The sequence below is a fragment of the Pseudomonas paralactis genome, from assembly GCF_001439735.1.
Taxonomy (GTDB): Bacteria; Pseudomonadota; Gammaproteobacteria; order Pseudomonadales; family Pseudomonadaceae; genus Aquipseudomonas; species Aquipseudomonas paralactis.
In genome coordinates this window covers 1-19,320 of sequence record NZ_JYLN01000015.1, presented here as the reverse complement: position 1 = coordinate 19,320, position 19,320 = coordinate 1, and the positions used below count along the sequence as shown (strand labels likewise).

The 19,320-nt window shown below is 62.3% G+C and carries 17 protein-coding genes; 9 read left to right on the top strand and 8 right to left on the bottom strand.

Translation table 11 applies throughout. The annotated features are described in order from the left end of the window. The first annotated feature begins 153 nt into the window (after positions 1–153). The 9 genes from TX23_RS25135 (at position 154) to TX23_RS25095 (ending at position 9,894) form a co-directional block, all read left to right on the top strand. Positions 154–1,356 (top strand): ABC transporter substrate-binding protein, encoded by a 1,203-nt coding sequence (locus tag TX23_RS25135; RefSeq protein ID WP_057704484.1) that lies wholly within the window; start codon positions 154–156, stop codon positions 1,354–1,356. 57 nt (positions 1,357–1,413) lie between these two features. Further along, positions 1,414–2,274, top strand: a complete 861-nt coding sequence (locus tag TX23_RS25130) for a branched-chain amino acid ABC transporter permease (protein WP_057704483.1) — start codon at positions 1,414–1,416, stop codon at positions 2,272–2,274. 1 nt (position 2,275) lies between these two features. Next, positions 2,276–3,286 carry a branched-chain amino acid ABC transporter permease gene (locus TX23_RS25125; protein ID WP_057704482.1) on the top strand — a complete coding sequence of 337 codons (1,011 nt, stop codon included), beginning with the start codon at positions 2,276–2,278 and terminating at the stop codon, positions 3,284–3,286. Then, positions 3,283–4,032 (top strand): ABC transporter ATP-binding protein, encoded by a 750-nt coding sequence (locus tag TX23_RS25120; RefSeq protein WP_057704481.1) that lies wholly within the window; start codon positions 3,283–3,285, stop codon positions 4,030–4,032. The genes TX23_RS25125 and TX23_RS25120 overlap by 4 nt, the downstream gene beginning before the upstream one ends. Then, on the top strand, positions 4,032–4,727 hold the full coding sequence (locus TX23_RS25115; RefSeq protein WP_057704480.1) for an ABC transporter ATP-binding protein: 696 nt from the start codon (positions 4,032–4,034) through the stop codon (positions 4,725–4,727). Before TX23_RS25120 ends, TX23_RS25115 begins: the two co-directional genes overlap by 1 nt. Positions 4,728–4,740: 13 nt before the next feature. Next, positions 4,741–6,009, top strand: a complete 1,269-nt coding sequence (locus TX23_RS25110; RefSeq protein ID WP_057704479.1) for a Zn-dependent hydrolase — start codon at positions 4,741–4,743, stop codon at positions 6,007–6,009. After that, the gene (locus tag TX23_RS25105; RefSeq protein ID WP_057704478.1) at positions 6,006–7,409 is read left to right on the top strand and encodes an amidase; all 1,404 of its coding nucleotides are present in this window, start codon (positions 6,006–6,008) and stop codon (positions 7,407–7,409) included. The genes TX23_RS25110 and TX23_RS25105 overlap by 4 nt, the downstream gene beginning before the upstream one ends. A gap of 558 nt (positions 7,410–7,967) precedes the next feature. Next, positions 7,968–8,831, top strand: coding sequence for a LysR family transcriptional regulator (locus TX23_RS25100; protein ID WP_057704477.1), 864 nt, complete (start codon positions 7,968–7,970; stop codon positions 8,829–8,831). A 58-nt stretch (positions 8,832–8,889) separates the two neighbouring features. Further along, complete coding sequence (locus TX23_RS25095; RefSeq protein WP_057704476.1) at positions 8,890–9,894, top strand: LacI family DNA-binding transcriptional regulator; 1,005 nt, start codon at positions 8,890–8,892, stop codon at positions 9,892–9,894. Here TX23_RS25095 and TX23_RS25090 read toward each other — a convergent pair. The 8 genes from TX23_RS25090 to TX23_RS25055 all read right to left on the bottom strand — a co-directional run. After that, the gene (locus TX23_RS25090; RefSeq protein WP_057704475.1) at positions 9,891–10,616 is read right to left on the bottom strand and encodes an SDR family oxidoreductase; all 726 of its coding nucleotides are present in this window, start codon (positions 10,614–10,616) and stop codon (positions 9,891–9,893) included. The genes TX23_RS25095 and TX23_RS25090 overlap by 4 nt on opposite strands. A gap of 500 nt (positions 10,617–11,116) precedes the next feature. Continuing rightward, on the bottom strand, positions 11,117–12,649 hold the full coding sequence (locus tag TX23_RS25085; RefSeq protein WP_057704474.1) for an FGGY-family carbohydrate kinase: 1,533 nt from the start codon (positions 12,647–12,649) through the stop codon (positions 11,117–11,119). A gap of 4 nt (positions 12,650–12,653) precedes the next feature. Then, a complete protein-coding gene (locus tag TX23_RS25080) occupies positions 12,654–13,745 on the bottom strand; it encodes an alcohol dehydrogenase catalytic domain-containing protein (protein WP_057704473.1) in 1,092 nt (363 codons plus the stop codon). A gap of 27 nt (positions 13,746–13,772) precedes the next feature. Beyond that, complete coding sequence (locus tag TX23_RS25075) at positions 13,773–14,765, bottom strand: ABC transporter permease (protein ID WP_057704472.1); 993 nt, start codon at positions 14,763–14,765, stop codon at positions 13,773–13,775. Then, positions 14,731–16,239 carry a sugar ABC transporter ATP-binding protein gene (locus tag TX23_RS25070; protein ID WP_057704471.1) on the bottom strand — a complete coding sequence of 503 codons (1,509 nt, stop codon included), beginning with the start codon at positions 16,237–16,239 and terminating at the stop codon, positions 14,731–14,733. Before TX23_RS25070 ends, TX23_RS25075 begins: the two co-directional genes overlap by 35 nt. Before the next feature lie 63 nt (positions 16,240–16,302). After that, positions 16,303–17,223 carry a substrate-binding domain-containing protein gene (locus TX23_RS25065; protein ID WP_057704470.1) on the bottom strand — a complete coding sequence of 307 codons (921 nt, stop codon included), beginning with the start codon at positions 17,221–17,223 and terminating at the stop codon, positions 16,303–16,305. A 394-nt stretch (positions 17,224–17,617) separates the two neighbouring features. Further along, complete coding sequence (gene araH, locus TX23_RS25060; protein ID WP_005787495.1) at positions 17,618–18,586, bottom strand: L-arabinose ABC transporter permease AraH; 969 nt, start codon at positions 18,584–18,586, stop codon at positions 17,618–17,620. Between the two features lie 9 nt (positions 18,587–18,595). Next, a partial coding sequence (locus tag TX23_RS25055; RefSeq protein ID WP_157243950.1) for an ATP-binding cassette domain-containing protein occupies positions 18,596–19,320 on the bottom strand: 725 nt, incomplete at its 5' end.

The following is a 19,320-nucleotide window of genomic DNA, read 5'->3' as shown; positions in this document are numbered from 1 at the left end:
CCGAGGCGCCCGCATCGCAGGCAAGCCAGCTCCCACATTTGACCGTGTCCATCTGTTGAACCGAGTTACCCAATAACAAGCCTGCCCACAGGCCCTTGCTCCACCGTATCGCCCTTGCCGCTCCTGCCAATAACTAAACCAGGGAGTCACCCCATGCAGCGTCGTACGTTATTGAAAGCCAGCCTTACCGCGGCCGCCGCCCTCAGCTTGCCGCTGAGCGTGCGTTCGGCCTTTGCCGCCGAGCCCTTTACCTTTTACGGCCTCAAGTCCATGTCTGGCGCGTTTGCCAGCTACGGCAAATTTGCCGACATGGGGTCGCGCCTGGCCGTGCAACAGCATCCCGAGATCCTCGGCCGCCCGCTGACCTACAAGGTTATCGACACCGAAGGCAACGCCGGCAAGGCGGTGCGCAAAGTGCAGGAGGCGATCGCGCAGGATGGGGCTCGGTTCTTCCAGGGCTGCACACTGTCGTCTTCCGCCCTGGCCGTGGCCAAGGAAGTCGACAAAGTCGGCGGCGTGTTCATGACCCCGGTGGGCGCCGATGAAGTCACCGGCAAGGATTGCAACAAGGCGACTTTCCGTTGGTCGGTACCGACCTACGGCGCGATCCGCGAAACCATGGTGCCGCTGATCAAACTGCTGCCGGACGCCAAACGCTGGTACACCATCACCCCGCAATACGTATTCGGCGAAGCCTTGCTTGAAGGCGCCAAAAATGTGCTCAAGGAGCACGGCCTGGAACACGTGGGCAACAGCTACCACTCGCTGCAGGAGCAGGAATTCTCCGGCTACCTGACCAACGCCATTTCCACCCGTCCCGACGTGCTGGTACTGCTCAACTTCGGCAGCCAGTCCTCCAACACCCTGCGCCAGGCCGTGAACTTCGGCATCAAGGAGCGCATGAAGGTGCTGCTGGTATGGTCGGCCGGCCTTGACCAATTCCAGGAGTTGGGCAGCGATGTGCTCGAAGGCGTGTACCTCGGCGCGCAGTACTGGCATCAGGTCGATACGCCCCTCAACCGCGAACTGGTCAAGCTGACCCAGGCCAAATACGGCATCAACCCCACCTACCCCCTGGCCGCCGACTACATCAGCACCAAAGTCATGCTCGACACCATCATCGCCACCGGCAGCCTCGACGGCGCGACCGTGGCCAAGGCCATGCAGGGCTTGAGCTATGAAGGTCCGACCGGCAAGGAGTCGATCCGCGCCGGCGATCACCAGGTGATCAAGGATTACTACCTGCTGATCGGCAAGGCCAGCGGCGACATGGCCGACAAGGACGACCTGGCCAAGGTGCTCAGCGCCGGCCAATCGTTCCCGCCGGTTGAGGCGACGGGCTGCTCGCTCGGCTGACCGCTTACATTTTGTCGCGCAGGGCCGCGCAAGCGGCCGTCTGCGGAGGGTTCCTGCATGCTTGATTTGTACCTGTTCCAGATTCTCAACGGCCTTGGGCTGGGGATGATCTACTTTCTGATCGCGGTCGGGCTGACGATCATTTTCGGCCTGCTCAACTTCGTCAACTTCGCCCACGGCGCGTTTTTCCTGCTCGGCGCCTACATCTGCTACACCGCCGTAAGCCTTACCGGCAGCTTCTGGCTGGCGCTGCTCGTCGCGCCGCTGGTGGTGGCTGCCCTGGCCTGGGTGATCGAGCGTTTGCTGATCCAGCGGATCTACCACTTGCCGCACATGTTCCAGATTCTGGTGACCCTGGGGATCGCGCTGATCATCCAGGAAGCCAGCGTGATGATCTGGGGCCCGGTGGGCAAAAGCGTTGCCGTACCGGAATTGCTGCGCGGCGTGCTGGTGGTGGGCGATTTCGTCTACCCCTACTACCGCCTGTTTCTGATCGTATTTTCCGGGTTGGTCGGCCTGGGCCTGTGGCTGCTGCTGGAACGCACGCGCTTCGGCGCCCTGGTGCGCGCCGGCAGTGAGAGCACTGAAACCGTGTCACTGCTGGGCACCAATATCTTCCGCCTGTTCTCCATGACCTTTGCCCTCGGCGTCGCCCTGGCCGGTGTCGCCGGGGTGCTGTTCGCACCGTTGCGTGGCGCCCAGCCCTTTGTCGGCCCGGAGATTCTCGGGGTGGCGTTCGTGGTGGTGGTGATCGGCGGCATGGGCTCGTTCAGCGGTGCGCTGGTCGGCGGTTTGCTGGTCGGCGTCGTGCAAAGCCTGATGACCACACTCTGGCCCCAGGGTGCGAGCCTGATGATCTACGGCGCGATGGCCGTGGTGATTCTGGTGCGCCCTTACGGCCTGTTCGGGAGAGCCTGACATGAGCGAGAAAAATCCCCTGCCGTTTGCCAAGACCCAATCCAAAGCCATGCTGCTGTGGGTATTGGCGGTACTGATCGGCCTGCCGTTGATACTGCCCTCGGCCACCCTGGCCACCGAGATTCTGATCTTTGCCATGGCCGCCCTCGCCTGCAACCTGCTGTTGGGCTACACCGGCTTGCTGTCATTCGGCCAAGGCATCTTCTTCGGGGCCGGCGCCTACTGCGCGGCGTTGCTGATGATCCACCTGCAACTGGGGTTGTTCACTGCATTGCTCGGCGCCGCAATTGCCGGTGGTTTCCTCGCGCTGTTGGTAGGCGCCCTGGCGATTCGGCGCACCGGCATTTACTTCGTGATGCTGACCCTGGCGTTCAGCCAAATGGCCTACTTCGTCGCCTATACCCTGAGCGACTGGACCGGCGGCGACAACGGCCTGCTCAGCGTGCCGCGCCCGGAAATTCGGGTGGGTGAGACCGTGCTGCTGTCCTTGGCCGATGCCCGCGCCTTCTATGGTTTTGTCGCCGTGCTGTTCCTGCTGATCTTTATAGGCGCACGCCGGGTGATCGCTTCGCCGTTTGGCAGCACGCTGATGGCGATCCGCGAAAACGAAACCCGTGCCTCGGCCATCGGCTATGACACGCGGCACTTCAAGATCCTGGTTTTCGTGCTGTCCGGTGCGGTCACCGGGATTGCCGGGGCGCTGTACGCCATGCTGCTGCACTTTGTGCCGCTGTCCAATATCGATCTGGCAATGTCCGAAAACATCCTGATCATGACCATCGTCGGCGGCACCGGCTCGTTGTTCGGTTCGTTGCTCGGCGCCGGCTCCATCGTACTGTTGGGGGATTTGCTCTCCGACCTGTGGCCGCGCTGGCTGATGCTGCTGGGGGTGATCCTGATCCTGGTGGTGATCTTCATGCGCGGCGGTTTGTGGGGCGGCCTGGCGTCGCTGTTCGAGAAGGTGCGCGGCACGCGCAAACGCGCGGTCGGCGCCAAGGAGCAAGGGCTATGAGCATCCTGCTGGAAACCCAACACCTGGAACTGGCCTACGGCGCGTTCCATGCGGTCAATGGCGTCAACCTCAAGGTTGAAGCCGGCACCATCCACACCATCATCGGCCCCAATGGCGCCGGCAAGACCAGCCTGTTCCATTGCCTCACCGGTGAACGCCAGGCCACCGCCGGGGCGATCCATTTCGACGGCAAGAACCTGATGCGCAAGCCCGCCCACGGCCGCGTCGGCCTGGGCATGGCGCGTTCGTTCCAGCTCACCAGCCTGTTCCAGAACCTCAGCGTGCGCGAGAACCTGCGCCTGGCCGCCCAGGGCCGCGACGGCGCCCGTGCCTTGAACTTCTGGCGTCGGGTAGACAGCAAGCGCGAGCACCTGGAGATGGCCGACCAGGTGCTGGAACGCCTGCAACTCACCGCCCGCGCCGACACCCTGGCCGGTGAGTTGTCCCACGGCCAGCAGCGGGTGCTGGAGGTGGGCATGTCGATCTGCTCCAAACCCAAACTGTTGATGCTCGACGAACCTACCTCGGGCATGGGCATCGACGATATCCCGATCATGACCCAACTGATCAGCGACCTGGGGCGCGACCACACGGTGCTGCTGATTGAACACAACATGAGCATTGTCATGTCCATCAGCCAACGCATCACGGTGATGAGCCACGGGCAGATCCTGGTGGAAGGCACGCCGGAGTTTGTGCGCGCCGATGAACGTGTACGCACTGCCTATCTTGGGGAGGCCGCCTGATGCTGATCGTCGAGAATATCCATTCCTACTACGACAAGAGCCATGTGCTGGAGGGCGTGTCGCTGAGCGTCAACCCTGGCGAACTGGTGACCCTGCTCGGTCGTAACGGCGCCGGCAAGACCACCACCCTGCGCAGCATCCTTGGCATCATTTGCCCGCGCCAGGGCCAGATTCACTTCAACGGTCAGGCATTGGTGGGGCAAAAAATCTTTGAAATTGCACGCCAGGGCCTGGCGCTGGTGCCGGAAAACCGAGGAATTTTCCGCCTGCTCAGTGTCGAGGAAAACCTGCGCATCGCCGTGCGCAAAAACAGCCGCTGGCAGCTGGACGACGTGTACGCCATGTTCCCGCGCCTCAAGGAACGGCGCAAAAACGCCGGCCATGCGTTGTCCGGCGGCGAACAGCAAATGCTCGCCATCGCCCGCGCCCTGCTCAACGACCCCAAGCTGCTGATTCTCGACGAACCCACCGAGGGCCTGGCCCCGGTGATCGTTGACGAGCTGGTGAAGATCCTGCGCAAGGTCAAGGACGATGGCTTGCCGGTGCTGCTGGTGGAACAGAACCTGATGGTCTGCGACAAGCTCGCCGACCGCCATTACGTGCTCGAACAGGGCCGCGTGGTGTACGAAGGCAGCGCCGCTGACTTCCGTGCCGACCCGTCGATCAAGAACCGTTATCTGGCCTTGAGTGCCTGACTGGAGATCTCTGATGAATAGTCTTGCGCAACCGCTTCAGAGCAATGCCCCGCTGATCAACCGCGACCGCCTGTGGCAATCCCTGATGGACCTGGCACGGCTCGGCGCCACGGCCAAGGGCGGCGTGTGTCGCCTGGCGCTTACCGACCTAGATCGCCAGGCCCGCGACCTGTTTGTACAGTGGTGCGAGGCCGCCGGGTGCAGCGTCAGCGTGGACGCCATCGGCAATATTTTTGCCCGTCGCCCTGGACGCAACCCCGCCCTGCCCCCGGTGATGACCGGCAGCCATATCGACACCCAGCCCACCGGCGGCAAGTTCGACGGCTGCTATGGGGTGATGGCCGGGCTGGAAGTCATTCGCACCCTCAACGACCTCAAGATCGAAACCCAGGCGCCCATCGAAGTGGTGGTGTGGACCAACGAAGAAGGCTCGCGCTTCCCGCCATGCATGATGGGCTCGGGGGTGTTCGCCGGGAAGTTCGACTTGCAGGACACTCTCGACAAGCTCGACGATCAGGGCCTGTCGGTGGGTGCCGAATTGCAGCGTATTGGCTACGCCGGTTCGCGCGCAGTGCCGGGCCATGCGGTGGGTGCGTATTTCGAAGCGCATATCGAGCAAGGCCCGGTGCTGGAAGACCAGGCCACCACCATTGGCGTGGTCATGGGCTGCCTGGGCCAGAAGTGGTTCGACCTGACCCTCACCGGCGTCGAGGCCCACGCCGGCCCTACCCCGATGCACTTGCGCAAGGACGCTCTGGTCGGTGCCGCCGAGGTGGTCAGCGCGATCAATCGTATCGCCCATCAACAACAACCCCATGCCTGCGGCACCGTCGGTTGCCTGAACCTGCACCCAGGCTCGCGCAATGTGATCCCCGGCCAGGTGCACATGACCATCGACTTGCGTCATTTACATGCAGATAAACTGCAAGCCATGGTCGATGAAGTGCGCGACGTGATCCAGGATTCGGCGGCGCGGCACGGGTTGACGTTCGAGCTGACGCCCAGCGCCGACTTCCCACCGCTGGACTTCAACCCGGCCTGCGTCAACGCCGTGCGCGACGCTGCCCAGGCGTTGGGCTTGAGCCATATGGACATCGTCAGCGGCGCCGGGCATGACGCGATCTTCGTCGCCGAACTGGGCCCGGCCGGGATGATCTTTGTGCCGTGCGAAGGCGGCATCAGCCATAACGAAATCGAAAACGCCGCGCCGGATGACCTGGCGGCGGGTTGCGCGGTGTTGCTGCGCGCCATGGTGAACGCGGCCCAGGGGGATCTGGCATGAGTGAGATTGGCCAACTGACAGCGGTGCAGCTGTTGCAGCATTTTCGCGACAAAAGCTTGTCCCCCGTGGAGGTTACTGAAGATGCGCTGCTGCGCATCGAGCGCTACAACCCGGTGGTGAATGCCTACTGTCATGTCGACCCGCAAGGCGCACTGGACGCGGCGCGAGCGTCGGAACAGCGCTGGCTCAAAGGCGAACCTTGCGGCGCACTGGATGGCTTACCGGCGTCGATCAAAGACCTGACACTGACGGTCGGCATGCCCACGCGCAAAGGCTCACGCACCTCATCGGCCGTGGGTCCATGGGACGTGGACGCGCCCTTCTCGGCCTTCATGCGCAAGGCCGGCGCTGTGCTGCTGGGCAAGACCACTACCCCGGAATTCGGCTGGAAAGGCGTGACCGACAACCCGCTGTACGGCATCACCCGCAACCCGTGGGACACGCGCACTACCGCCGGTGGTTCCTCCGGAGGTGCCGGTGCGGCAGCGGCGTTGAACCTGGGCGTGCTGCACCAGGGCAGCGACGCCGGTGGCTCAATCCGCATTCCCTGTGCGTTTACCGGCACCTTCGGGATCAAGCCGACCTTCGGTTATGTGCCGCAATGGCCGGCCAGCTCTATGACGATCCTGTCGCACCTGGGGCCGATGACGCGCACCGTGGAAGACAGCGTGCTGATGCTGCAAGCCGTGGCGCAGCCAGATGTGCGGGACGGCTTGATCGGCGCGCCGCGAACCACGCCCTGGCTCATTCCAGGAACGGACTTGAAGGGGTTGCGTGTCGCCTACAGCCCCACGTTCGGCTATGCGAAGGTCGACCCGCAGGTCGCCCAGGTGGTGGATCAAGCTGTGCTGGGCCTGGTGCAACTGGGCGCCCATGTCGAACACATCGACCCTGGCTTCAGCGACCCCCTGGAGGTGTTCAGCACCCTATGGGCTGCCGGCGCAGCACGCCTGACCGGCACAATGAGCGAGGCGCAAAAGCAACAGCTCGACCCCGGGTTGCTGCGTATTGCACAGCGGGGCGAACGCTTGAGCCTGAATGATTTCAACACGGCCCTGGAAGCCCGAGCGGCGCTGGTGGCACGGATGGCCGCGTTCCATGAGCATTACGATGTGCTGGTGTCGCCGATGATGCCGATCACCGCATTCGAAGCCGGGCACAACGTACCGCCGGGTTCGGGGATGAGTGAGTGGATGGAATGGACGCCGTTCACCTACCCGTTCAACCTCACCCAGCAACCGGCGGCGTCAGTGCCCTGTGGGTTGGCAGCGAATGGCTTGCCAGTGGGCTTGCATGTGGTGGGCGCGCGGTTTGCCGATGAGCAGGTGTTGAGGGTGTGTCACGCGTATGCAAAGGCATTCCCCACAGAATACTTGCACACACCGAGAAGCCCGACCTGAAATACCCACCACAGTGGGAGCTGGCTTGCCTGCGATAGCGCGGGTTCAGTCAGCACATTGACCTCTGACACACCGCCATCGCAGCTTCTACACAATTTTGTAGGTTATAGCAGCCAACGGTAACCACGATGCGAAGCGAGCCGCTCTTGATCTTGCTCTTGATCTGCTTTTGATCTCAGGCGCCCCGTCAAACCACGCTGGCCGGAATTCGCCAGGGATTTGGGGGGTAAACCGGCAGGGATGCCGGTTTAGCCGCCCCGCGCCATGGATGGCGCGTGGCGGCGGCCCCCCAAATCACTGGAGGATTACGGGCACACCGAGCCTAGGCGAGGTGCCGAGTGGTGGGGCAAGAGCGTTTTGCTTACTTTTGCGCTTTTTTTCAAAAGTGAGCCGCTGTCAGAGCGGAACCCTAAGTGGCCGTTACCGCAGCAATGGATATGTACACAATCCAACTGTGTTGACTGCCAGGCCGCCATCGCAGGCAAGCCAGCTCCCACATGGATCGCATTCCAATCGCGCATCGCTCTACAATGCCCCCATTCATCACCCGGGGCGCTTATGGACATAGAACTGGCACGCACCTTTCTCGAAATCACCCGCTGCGGCAGCCTCGCTGCAGCCGCGGAGAAACTGCACGTTACCCAGACCGCCATCACCGCCCGGGTGAAGAACCTGGAGAGCCAGCTGGGCAGTACGTTGTTCGTGCGCAACCGTGCCGGTGCGCGCCTGACCGCCGACGGTGAGGCCTTTGTGGTGTACGCCAACCAGTTGCTGCAAACCTGGGAAGCGGCGCGGCGTGACCTGCCGCTACCCGATGGCTATCGCAATGTGCTGCACATCGGCGGCGAGGTCAGTCTGTGCAATCCGCTGATGCTCGGTTGGGCCAAGGCGTTGCGCGAGCATATCCCCGGACATGCACTGCGTACCGAAGTGCGTGAAGGCGAATACCTGCTGCGTCAGCTGGAGTTGGGCGTGCTTGACGCCGCGCTGGTGTTCCAGCCGCAGTACTGGCCCGGTTTGCAGGTCGAGCAAGTGCTGGAAGAAAAACTGATCCTGGTGCAATTGGCGAGCAAACCCGAACCCTACGTGTATATCGACTGGGGCCAGGGTTTCCGCCAGCAACATGACGCCGCCCTGCCCGACCGCGCTCGTGCCGCCGTGAGTTTCAACCTGGGGCCGCTGGCATTGCAGTACATCCTGGAAAACGGCGGCGCCGGGTATTTCCGTACGCGAGTGGTGCAAAGCTACCTGGACAGCGGCGTGATGCAGCGCGTGCCCAAGGCGCCGGAGTTCAGTTTCCCGACGTACCTGGTGTATTCGCGGGCGCGGGATTCGGCGGTGTTGCAGCAGGCGCTGGCGTTACTGCGCGAGGTGGTCAAGGCTGAAGGTGACTGGTCGCAACGCTGGGACCCGCTGATTTGAATCACCCTGGGCCTGCACACATGCTAGCCTGCTGCTGTGTCCTCTCGCAGCCTTACCGATGAACAAGAAAAAGTCCGTCACCATCAGCGACATCGCCAAACGGGTCGGCATGACCACCATCACCGTGTCCCGGGCGCTGAGCAAACCTGACCTGGTCAAGCCCGCAACCCTGGCGCGCATTCTGGAAGTGGCACGCGAGCTCGACTACGTGCCCAACGCCTTCGCGCGCGGGCTCAAGCGCAGCGAAAGCCTGATCATCGGCGTGATCACCGCCTCGGTAGACAACCCGTTCTACAGCGAAATGATCAAGGCCATTTCTCGCGAGGCGAAACAACACGGCTACACCATCATGCTGGTGGACACCGATGAACTGGAAGAACTGGAAAGCAAGGCAGTCGATACGCTGCTGGGTTACCGCGTGGCGGGGATCATCCTGTCTCCGGTCTCCGACGAGCCAAGCTACCAGCCCGACTACCTGGAGCGCCTGGGCAACGGCAAAACCCCGGTGGTGCTGCTGGACCGCACGATTCACGACAGCCCGTTCAGCCTCGTGGTGCTCGACAACTACCACAGCGGCATCCAGGCCGCGCACTACCTGTTGCGCCAGACGCCGCACCTCAAGCGCCTGCTGGTGCTGACCGGCCCCGAGCACTCGCGCATCACCGTGGAGCGCCTCAAAGGCTTGCGCGAAGTGCTGGCCGCGCATCCCCAGGTGCAGGTGGAAGTGCAAGCCGGTGACTACACGCTGATGCCATCCTACCTGCACACACTCGACTACCTCGCCGAACACTCGGCGCCGGACGCGATCATGGGGTTTAACCAGTTGATCACGCTCGGCGCCCTGCGCGCGCTGCGCATGCACAACATCCCCCATGACAGCCTGACCATCTGCGGTATCGACCGCCTGCCCTTCGCCGATATCTTTGGCGTACCGATTGCCTGCGTGGCCCACGACGCGTCACTGGCCGGCAGCAGCGCGGTACGCTTGCTGCTCGACCGCCTGGAAGATCCGTACAAACCGCGGGACAAGGTGGTCATCGCCGGCCAGCTGGAAAACGGCTAGCGGCTGGTGTAGCCGCCGTCGATGGGCAGGCTGACGCCACTGATCATGCTGGCGGCATCGCTGAGCAGGAACAGCACCGGCAACGCCACTTCTGCAGGCTGCGCAAAACGCCCCAGGGGAATTGCCGCCAGCGCCGGATCGCGCTTGGCCGGGTCGGACCAGGCCATGGCCGCCATCGGCGTAAGCGTCACCGTGGGGTTGACGCTGTTCACCCGAATACCAAAGCGACCCCATTCGGCGCATTGCACGCGGGTGATTGCATCCAGCGCGGCCTTGGAGGCGCAATAACCGAGATGGTCGTCCAGCGCCACCAACGACGCCTGGCTGGAGACATTGACGATGCTGCCGGCGATATGCGCCTCGATCATCCTGGCCGCGACGCGGCTGGCCACCTGAGCAGCGGCGCGAGCGTTGACGTTCATTACCTGGTCAAACGCCTCGGCGCTGATGGCGGCGGCGGGCTCCAGCCGCGAGATACCGGCGCAGTTGACCAGACCGTGCAGTGGAGGCAGGTCTTGCAGCGCTTTATCGACGGCCAAGCTGTCGGCGATATCCAGGCTCAGGGTGTGGCAACCCAGTTCGGCCAAAGCCTGGGCGTCGCGGCCGAGGGCGAACACTTGCGCGCCGCTGGCGATCAGTTGAAGCGCGATTTCGCGACCGATGCCACTGCTGGCACCGGAGACGAGGATGCGATGCCGAGTAAAGTCGAAGACTGCGTTCATAGATAAAAATCTCAAGAACAATGAAGATCCACTGTGGGAGGGGGCTTGCCCCCCGATAGCGGCCTCAGGGCCGACCTGGATGTTGGACTTTGACCGAGTACATATCCGTTATTTGGGTCACGGCGGCTATGGGTTCCGCCCTTACGGCGGCTCACTTTTGAAAAGCGCAAAAGTAAGCAAAACGCTCTTGCCCCACCACTCGGCACCTCGCTTAGGCTCGGTGTGCCCGTAATCCGCCATGGATTTGGGGGGCCGCCGCCACGCGCCATCCATGGCGCGGGGCGGCTAAACCGGCATCCCTGCCGGTTTACCCCCCAAATCCCTGTCGAATTCCGGCCAGCGTGGTTTGACGGGGCGCCTAAGATCAAGATCAAAAGCAGAGCAAGAGCAAGAGCGGCTCGCTTCGCATCGTAGTTACTGTTGGCTGCTACCAAGTTGTGTAGATACCTATGCTCATTGGGACAAGCCCGCTCCCACATTTTTGTTTGGACTGTGTTGGGTCAGGTGGCTTGCAGGTTGTGCATGATCGGTTTCAGGGCCGGATACAGCTTCAGGTACTCGCCAAACGCCTGGTCGTAGACCGCGACATTTTCGCGCCTGGGCTGCGCCCGCTGCTCCAGTTGCACCCAGCCCGTGTCCATCGCCTCATCACTGACCAACCCCACCGTATGCGCCGCCAGCAACGCCGCGCCCAGGGCCGCTTCAACCTCCTGGACAATGGTGTACACCGGGTAGCGGGTGACATCGGCAATGATCTGCATCCACAAATCCGAATGGCTCGCCCCGCCCACCACGATCAAACGCGGGTCGAGGGAATGCGCGCCCTGGGTGCCCGCTTCAATATTGTGGCGCAGGGCAAAACTCACCCCCTCCAGCACCGCGCGGTACAGGTGGATGCGGCTGTGATACAGATTAAGCCCGACAAAACTGCCGCTGGCGCGGTCGTCCCATACCGGGCTGCGTTCGCCCATCAGGTACGGCAGGAACACCACGCCTTCACTGCCCGCCGGGATCTTGCTGGCGCTCTGCTCCAGCAACACCAGGCTGTCTTGCCCTGTCGCCCGGGCTTGCTGCTCTTCGGCCTGGCAGAACTGCTCGCGAAACCAGCTGACCGACGCCCCGGCGGTGATCGCACCGCCGAAGATATACAGGTCGCGGTGGCCGTTATAGACGTGCGGCATGCTCACCAGCCCGTGGTGCGCATCCACCTGCTGGTTGAGATAGCCCCAGCACATGCTGGTGCCGATCATCGCCACATGGTTGCCCGGCTCGGTAACGCCTGCGGCCAGGGTGGCCATGGCGGCATCCACGCCACCGGCGAGGATCGGCGTGCCCGCCTGCAAACCCAGGCGGGCGGCCCAGTCTGCGCACAAACCACCCACCACCTCACCGGAATACACCAGCCGCTCAGGCATCATCGAGCGTGCGATGCCCAGCGCATCCAGCATCTCGCCTGACCAGTTGCGCGCCGCCACATCGTAGACACCGCCGATATTGCCGGCGCTGCTGTGGTCCACCGCCAACTCGCCGGTCAGGCACCAGTTGATATAGCTGTTGGGCGGCAACAGGTAGCGGGTGTTCGCCCACACCTGGGGTTGATGCTGCTTAAGCCAGAGCATCTTGGTGAAGCCGTAGTAACTGTCCACCGAGTTGCCGGTGATCGCGAACAGCCGCTCCAAATCCACATGCTCACGCACCCACTCGACCTGCTCGCCAGCGCGGCGGTCCATCCAGATCAGGCACGGGTGCAACGGTGTCATCTGCGCATCCACGGCAATCCCCGAGCCGCCGTACAGGCTGCTGATGCACAGCGCCTTGACCTGCCCCGCCGGTACGCCCGACTTGGCCATGCACTGGGCAACGCAGGCGTGCACAGCATCCAGCCACACCTGCGGCCATTGTTCGGCCCAGCGCACTTTGGGGGTATCCACCCGATAGCTCTGGCTGTGCTGGGCGATGAGGGTGCCCTGGGCATCCACCAGCAGCGCCTTGGTACTCTGGGTGCCGATGTCGACACCCATGACGTAGTTCATGCTGTTACTCATGGGCGGGCAGCACCGGTTTCAACAGCACCTTGATCGACTTGGTCGAGTTGGCCAGTTCGAACGCTTCGGCCCAGTCATCCAGCGGGAAATCATGGGTGACAATGCCTTTAGACGTGACCAGGCCACGCTCGAACAGGTCGATGGCAATCGGGTAGCAATACGGCCCCAGATGCGCGCCGCGTACGTCCAGTTCCTTGCGGTCGCCGATGATCGACCAATCCACGCTGGTCTCGGCGCCAAACACGCTGAACTCGACAAACCGCCCGAGCTTGCGGATCAGGTCCAGGCCCTGGGTGACACCGGCCGGTACGCCGGTGGTTTCGATGTAGACGTCGCAGCCGTAGTTGTCGGTGAGGCCGTTGATGATCTCACGGGCGTTGTCACGGGTGGGGTTGATCACCACATCGGCGCCGAAGCGCTTGGCCAGTTCCAGGCGCTCGTCAACCATGTCGATCACCACCAGTTTTTTCGGGGTCTTCAGCGCCGCCACCTGGACCATGCACAGGCCAAGGGTGCCCGCACCGGCAATCACCACCACGTCATCGAGCTGGATGTCGCCGCGGTTCACGGTGTGGATCGAGCAGGCCATGGGTTCCACCAGCGCCGAGTCTTCCAGAGACACCGCTTCGGGAATCTTGTGCACGATGGCGGTCTTGGGGATGCGCATGTACTGGGCCATGCCGCCTTCGGCCACTTCACGCTGGAAGCCGAAAATATTGTGTACTTCGCACATCCAGTATTTGCCCGACTTGCAAAAACGACACTTGCCGCACGGCACGATCTGTTCGGCGATGACCTTGTCGCCGACCTTGGCCTCGAAGTGTTCCTCGGCGTCCTCGCCCGCTTCCACTACGTAGCCGAAAAACTCATGGCCCGGCACCACGGGCGCCTTGACCCAGGGGTTGTCACCGCCCCAGAACATCGCAGCGCCAGAGTGGCACTTGCAGTCACTGGCGCAGATGCCGCAGGCGGCGATGCGGATCACCAGTTCATGGGCGCGGGCCTGGGGTTTGCCGATGCGTTCCAGGCGGTAGTCTTTGGGGCCGTGGCAGACGACGGCTTGCATATCAGTGTGCTTGTCCATGGTGTTCGGTCCTGTGTGGTGAGGTATTTATCGATGGCGCTGACGGCTGATAAAGATCGCCAGCAAAATGATCCCGCCCTTGATCACGCTCTGCACGTAAGGCGACACGCCCAGCATGTTCAAGCCGTTGTTCAACACGCCCAGCAGCATGGCGCCGAGCAAGGTGCCGATGATCACCCCGCGCCCGCCGGCGATCGACGCACCGCCGAGTACCACGGCGGCAATCGCATCGAGCTCGAACGACACTCCGGCGTTGGGCTGGCCGCTCATCAGGCGCGAGGTGAGCACCAGGCCGGCAATCGCCGCAGTCAAGCCACTGATGCCGTACACCAGCAGCTTGAAACGCGCCGCACGCACCCCAGACAAGCGCACCGCTTCTTCATTGCCGCCGATGGCGTAGATGTAGCGGCCGACACGTGTGTGTTGCAGCAGCACATAGGCGGCCAGGTAAGTGAGCAGCATGATCAGGATCGGCACCTGCATACCGAATACGCTGCCGCGCCCGAAAAAGGCGAACCACTCCGGCAACCCGGAAATCGGATAGCCGTCGGTGTACATCAGCCCGAATCCACGGGCGATGCCCATGGTCGCCAGCGTGACGATGATCGGCGGCATGTGCAGGTAAGCCACGAACAGCCCGTTGCCGATGCCGAAGGCCACGCCTACCAGCAACCCGGCGCCAATCGCCAGGCCGGGCGGCACACCGGCCACCATCAAACCGGCTGTAAGCGTGCCGGACAACGCCATCACCGGCCCCACCGACAAGTCGATGCCGCCGGTGAGAATCACGCAGGTCATGCCCACCGCAATAATCGCGTTGATCGACACCTGGCGGGCGATGTTGGAAAGGTTGCTGGCGGTTAGAAAAGTGTCGCTGGCGAGGATCATCACCAGGGTCACCACCACCAGCCCCACGAAGGGGTAGAACGCCGGCGAGCGCAGCAGCCGTGCCACATTCAGGCGCAAGCGCCCGGTGTTTGCGGTGTTAATGGACGTATTCACTTGAGCCCCCTGTTGCATGGCGCATGACCTCTTGAGGATTGACGGCGGACGCTTCCAGCACCTTGACGATCGCGCCCTTATGGAACACGGCGACGCGGTCGCACATGCCGATGACTTCCGGCAGTTCGGAGGAAATCATGATGATGGCGTAGCCTTGTTCGGTGAGGCTGCGCATCAGCGCGTAGATCTGCGCCTTGGCGCCGACGTCGATACCGCGAGTGGGTTCGTCGAACACCAGCACGTCGCAGTGGTGGTTGATCCAGCGTGCGATCACAACCTTCTGCTGGTTGCCGCCGCTGAGGTTAAGCACCCGGCTTTCAGCGCTGGGCGCCTTGATCGACAGTTGGCGCATGAGTGCTTCGACGCTTTCGCATTCCCTGGCCTTATCGATCAAGCCTGAAGCGTGCTGGTACTTGGGCAGGTTGTTCAGGGAGATGTTTTCGCGAATGCTGAAATCGGTGATCAGCCCTTCGCTCTTGCGGCTTTCCGGGAGCAGGCCGATGCCGTGCGCCAGGGCTTGAGCCGGGTCATCCAGGCTGACCTTTTCGCCGCGCAGCCACACCTCTTTGCTCACTGAGGGCAGCGCGCCCATCATGCCCAGTGCCAATTCGGTGCGACCCGAGCCGACCAGTCCGGCAAAGCCCAGGATTTCGCCCTTGTGCAGTTGGAAGCTGTTGTGTGGGCCATTGCGCACCAGCTGGATGTCTTTGACCTCCAGCAACAGCGGGCCGCGTTCGATAGCGGGTTTGGGCGGGAAACTGCATTCCAGGCGGCGCCCCACCATCATCTCCACCAGACGGTCGATATCGCTGTCGGCCACGTCGGTGATACCCACATTGGCGCCGTCGCGCAGTACGCTGATGCGGTCGCAGACCTGAAAAATCTCTTCCAGGTGGTGCGAGATAAAAATCACCGCCACGCCCTGGCGCTTGAGTTCACGCATGATCTCGAACAGCAGCTCGGCTTCACTGGGGGTCAGCGTCGCGGTCGGCTCATCGAGCACCAGCAGGCGCGCGTCCAGGGCCAGCGCCTTGGCGATTTCGACGAACTGCTGCTCGGCCACGCTCAGGTGCTTGACCGCGCAATGCAGGTCGATGCTCACCCCCAAACGCTCGAACAACGCCTGCGCCGCCTCGGCCATCTCGCGTTTGCGCAACAGGCCAAAGCGGTTGCTCAACTCATGGCCGAGAAAGATGTTCTCCACCGCCGTGAGATAGGGAATCAGGCTGAACTCCTGGAACACGATGCCGATACCGGCGGCGATTGCGTCGCGGTAAGTGGCGAACTGCTGGGCGTGGCCATCGATGAGGATCTGCCCTTCGTCCTGATGCTCGACGCCGCCGAGGATCTTCATCAGGGTGGATTTGCCCGCGCCATTCTCACCCAGCAAGGCATGGATTTCGCCACGTTCCACTTGCAGGTTGATGGCCTTGAGGGCCTGTACCCCCGGGTAACGCTTACAGATGTTTTCCAGCTTCAGAAGACTGCTCATACCGCCGACCTCGCGCTCAGAAGGAAGACCTGGGCCCCACGGCTTGCGTGGGGCCTGGGGGATTTACCAGCTGAAGTCCCTGGCCTTGGCCTGGTCGATCAAGGTGATGTCCACCGGCACGCTGGCCGGGACTTGAGAGCCCCATTTTTTGGCCAGGGCAATGCCCAGGGCGAGACGGATCTGGTCGCGGGGGTATTGGGCCGAGGTGGCGATGAAATGGCTGCCGGGTTTCTGGATCGCCTTGATCGCTTCCGGCGCACCGTCGACGCTCACCAGTTTTACGTCCATGCCGCTGGCTTCAATGGCCGAGAGCGCACCGAGGGAGCCGTTGTCATTCACACTGAAAATGCCCTTGAGGGTCGGCTGGGCCTGCAGCATGTTTTCGGTCACGGTCAGCGCCTGGTCACGCTCCTGCTTACCGTTCTGGATGCTCACGATCTTGAGGTCCGGGTGTTTGGCCACCGCCTCTTTGCAACCGCGCACACGTTCCAGAATCGGCACCACGGCGATGCCGTCAAGGATGGCGATATTGCCTTTGCCACCGATGTTCTTGGCCAGGTATTCGCAGGCCTGGAAGCCGGCGTCGAAGTTCTTCGACCCCACGAACGAATCCAGCGGGCCGTCCGCCTGGGCATCCACCGCCACCACCACCACGCCTGCGGCGTGGGCCGACTTGACGGCGGACTGTACGCCGACCGAGTCGGTGGGGTTGATCAGCAGGATATCGATGCCTTTTTGCAGCATGTCTTCGACGTCACTGACCTGCTTGGATACGTCGTGGCGGGCGTCGGTGATGATCAGCTTCGCACCGATGGTCGCGCCCGCTTCTTCCAGGGCGTTTTTCATGGTGACGAAATAGGGGTTGTTGATTTCCTGGAAGGAGGCGCCGATACGAATAGGCGCGGGCGGTGTGGCGGCAATGGCTTGAGTACCGAAAGTGATGCCGACAGCCAGTAAACACAGGGTTTTCGGGAGCATTTTCATGGTGTGAGTCTCTGTTTTGTTTTTATTGTTAGAGCAAATGTTATCGTTAACATTTTGCCAGAAGCTAACAACTAAACAGAGGTGACGCAAGCCCCCGTTGGTCGCTTGAAGCGTAGTAATGGATGAGGTCAGGTAGGGACAAGCTTGAGCTTGTAACGGCCTTGGCACCCACCCGTCTGGATGGGTCGTACGCGGTGAAGGTGTGTGAGGAGGTTTGCCCTGATGCCGGTCAGTTAAGGCTTTTGTAGGAGCGAGCTTGCTCGCGAAAAACTCACAGGCGCCGCGTTCATTCAGCAAGCACGCGTTATCGTTGAGGTTTTTCGCGAGCAAGCTCGCTCCTACACTGGCATTAAGACTTGCCCCTCTCCCACATTTGATCACTCTATGGCTTGGATCAGCGTTGTTTCATGCGGTCGATAACAACGGCCAGGAGCAGGATAGAACCGCGAATCACGTACTGGTAAAACGTGTCGATATTCTTCAGGTTCATCGCATTTTCGATGATCGCCAGGATCAGCACCCCGGCAATCACATGGCGAATCATGCCGATGCCGCCGCTCAGGGATACGCCGCCCAGCACACAGGCCGAAATCACCGTGAGTTCGAAACCCTGGCCGATCATGGGCTGGCCCGAGGTCATGCGTGAAGCCAGGATCACTCCTGCCAGGGCGCCGATCAGGCCGTGCACGGCGAAGATCAGGATCTTGGTACGATCAACGTTCACCCCCGCCAGCAGCGCCGCTTCCGGGTTGCCGCCGATGGCCATGGTGTTGCGCCCATAAGTGGTGTAGTTGAGCAGCCAGCCAAAGAACAGAAAGCACACGATGGTGATCAGGATCGGCACCGGCACGCCGAACAGCTGGCCGTTGCCAAATACAAAGAACTGCTCCTGGGACACCCCCACCGCCTTGCCGTCGGCGAAGATATACGCCAGGCCGCGCACGATCTGCATGGTCGCCAGGGTGGTGATCAAGGCGTTGACGCGCAGTTTGGCGATCACGATGCCGTTGATCAACCCCACCATCAGGCCCATCAGCAAGGCCGCGCCGATGCCCAGCATCACGCTGTCGGTATCGCGCATCACAATCGCCGCCACCACACCGGCGCAGGCGATCACCGAGCCCACCGACAAGTCGAAATGCCCGGAGGCCAGGCAGAACAGCATGGTGCACGCCGCAATGCCCACGGTGGAAATTGCCAGGCCCAAGCCGCGCATATTCAGCGGCGAGAGGAAGTTATCGATCAGCAGCGCGCACAGCACGAAGATGCCCACCGCTGCCAACAGCATCGCCCAGTTGTCGAGCAAGGCGCGCATATCGAGGGGTTTGCGTGCCGAAGGCAGCGCGTTGTTTTGAATGGTCATGGTCTTCTCTCAGTTCGCCAGGCCGCGCGGCAAGGCCAGCTGCAGCAGGTTGGATTCAGTCGCGTGCTCGCGCGGTTGTTCGCCGCGCATGGCGCCTTCGCACAGCACCAGGATACGGTCGGAAATACCCATCACTTCCATCAGGTCGCTGGACACCACGATCACCGCAATGCCGCTGGCCGCCAGGTTATGGATGATTTGGTAGATCTCCGACTTGGCGCCGATGTCGATACCGCGGGTGGGTTCATCAAGCAGCAGCACCTTCATCGGCATCGACAGCCAGCGGCCGAGAATGGCTTTCTGCTGATTGCCGCCGGAGAGGTACATGATCTTCTGCGCCGCGTTCGGGGTTTTGACCCGCATCGCCTGGATCTGCCGCTCGGCGTTGCCCTTCTCCCAGCCCTCGCGCAACAGCCAGCCAAAGCTGGAATGGGCGCCCCGGGCGCTGATGTTGATGTTTTCCGCGACGCTGCCCAGCGGGATGATCCCTTCTTTCTTGCGGTCCTCCGGGCACAGCAGGATGCCGGCGGCGATGGCATCGCGAGGTGAGCGCAATTGCAGCGCTTGCCCGCACAGTTCCAGGCTGCCGGCACTGGCGCGCTCCAGGCCGCTGAGCAGGCGAAACAGCTCGGTGCGCCCTGCCCCCACCAGCCCGAACAGGCCCAGGATCTCGCCTTTGCGCACCGCAAAGCTGATCGGCTCGCGCAAGCCCGGGCCGAGCAGGTCGTTCACCT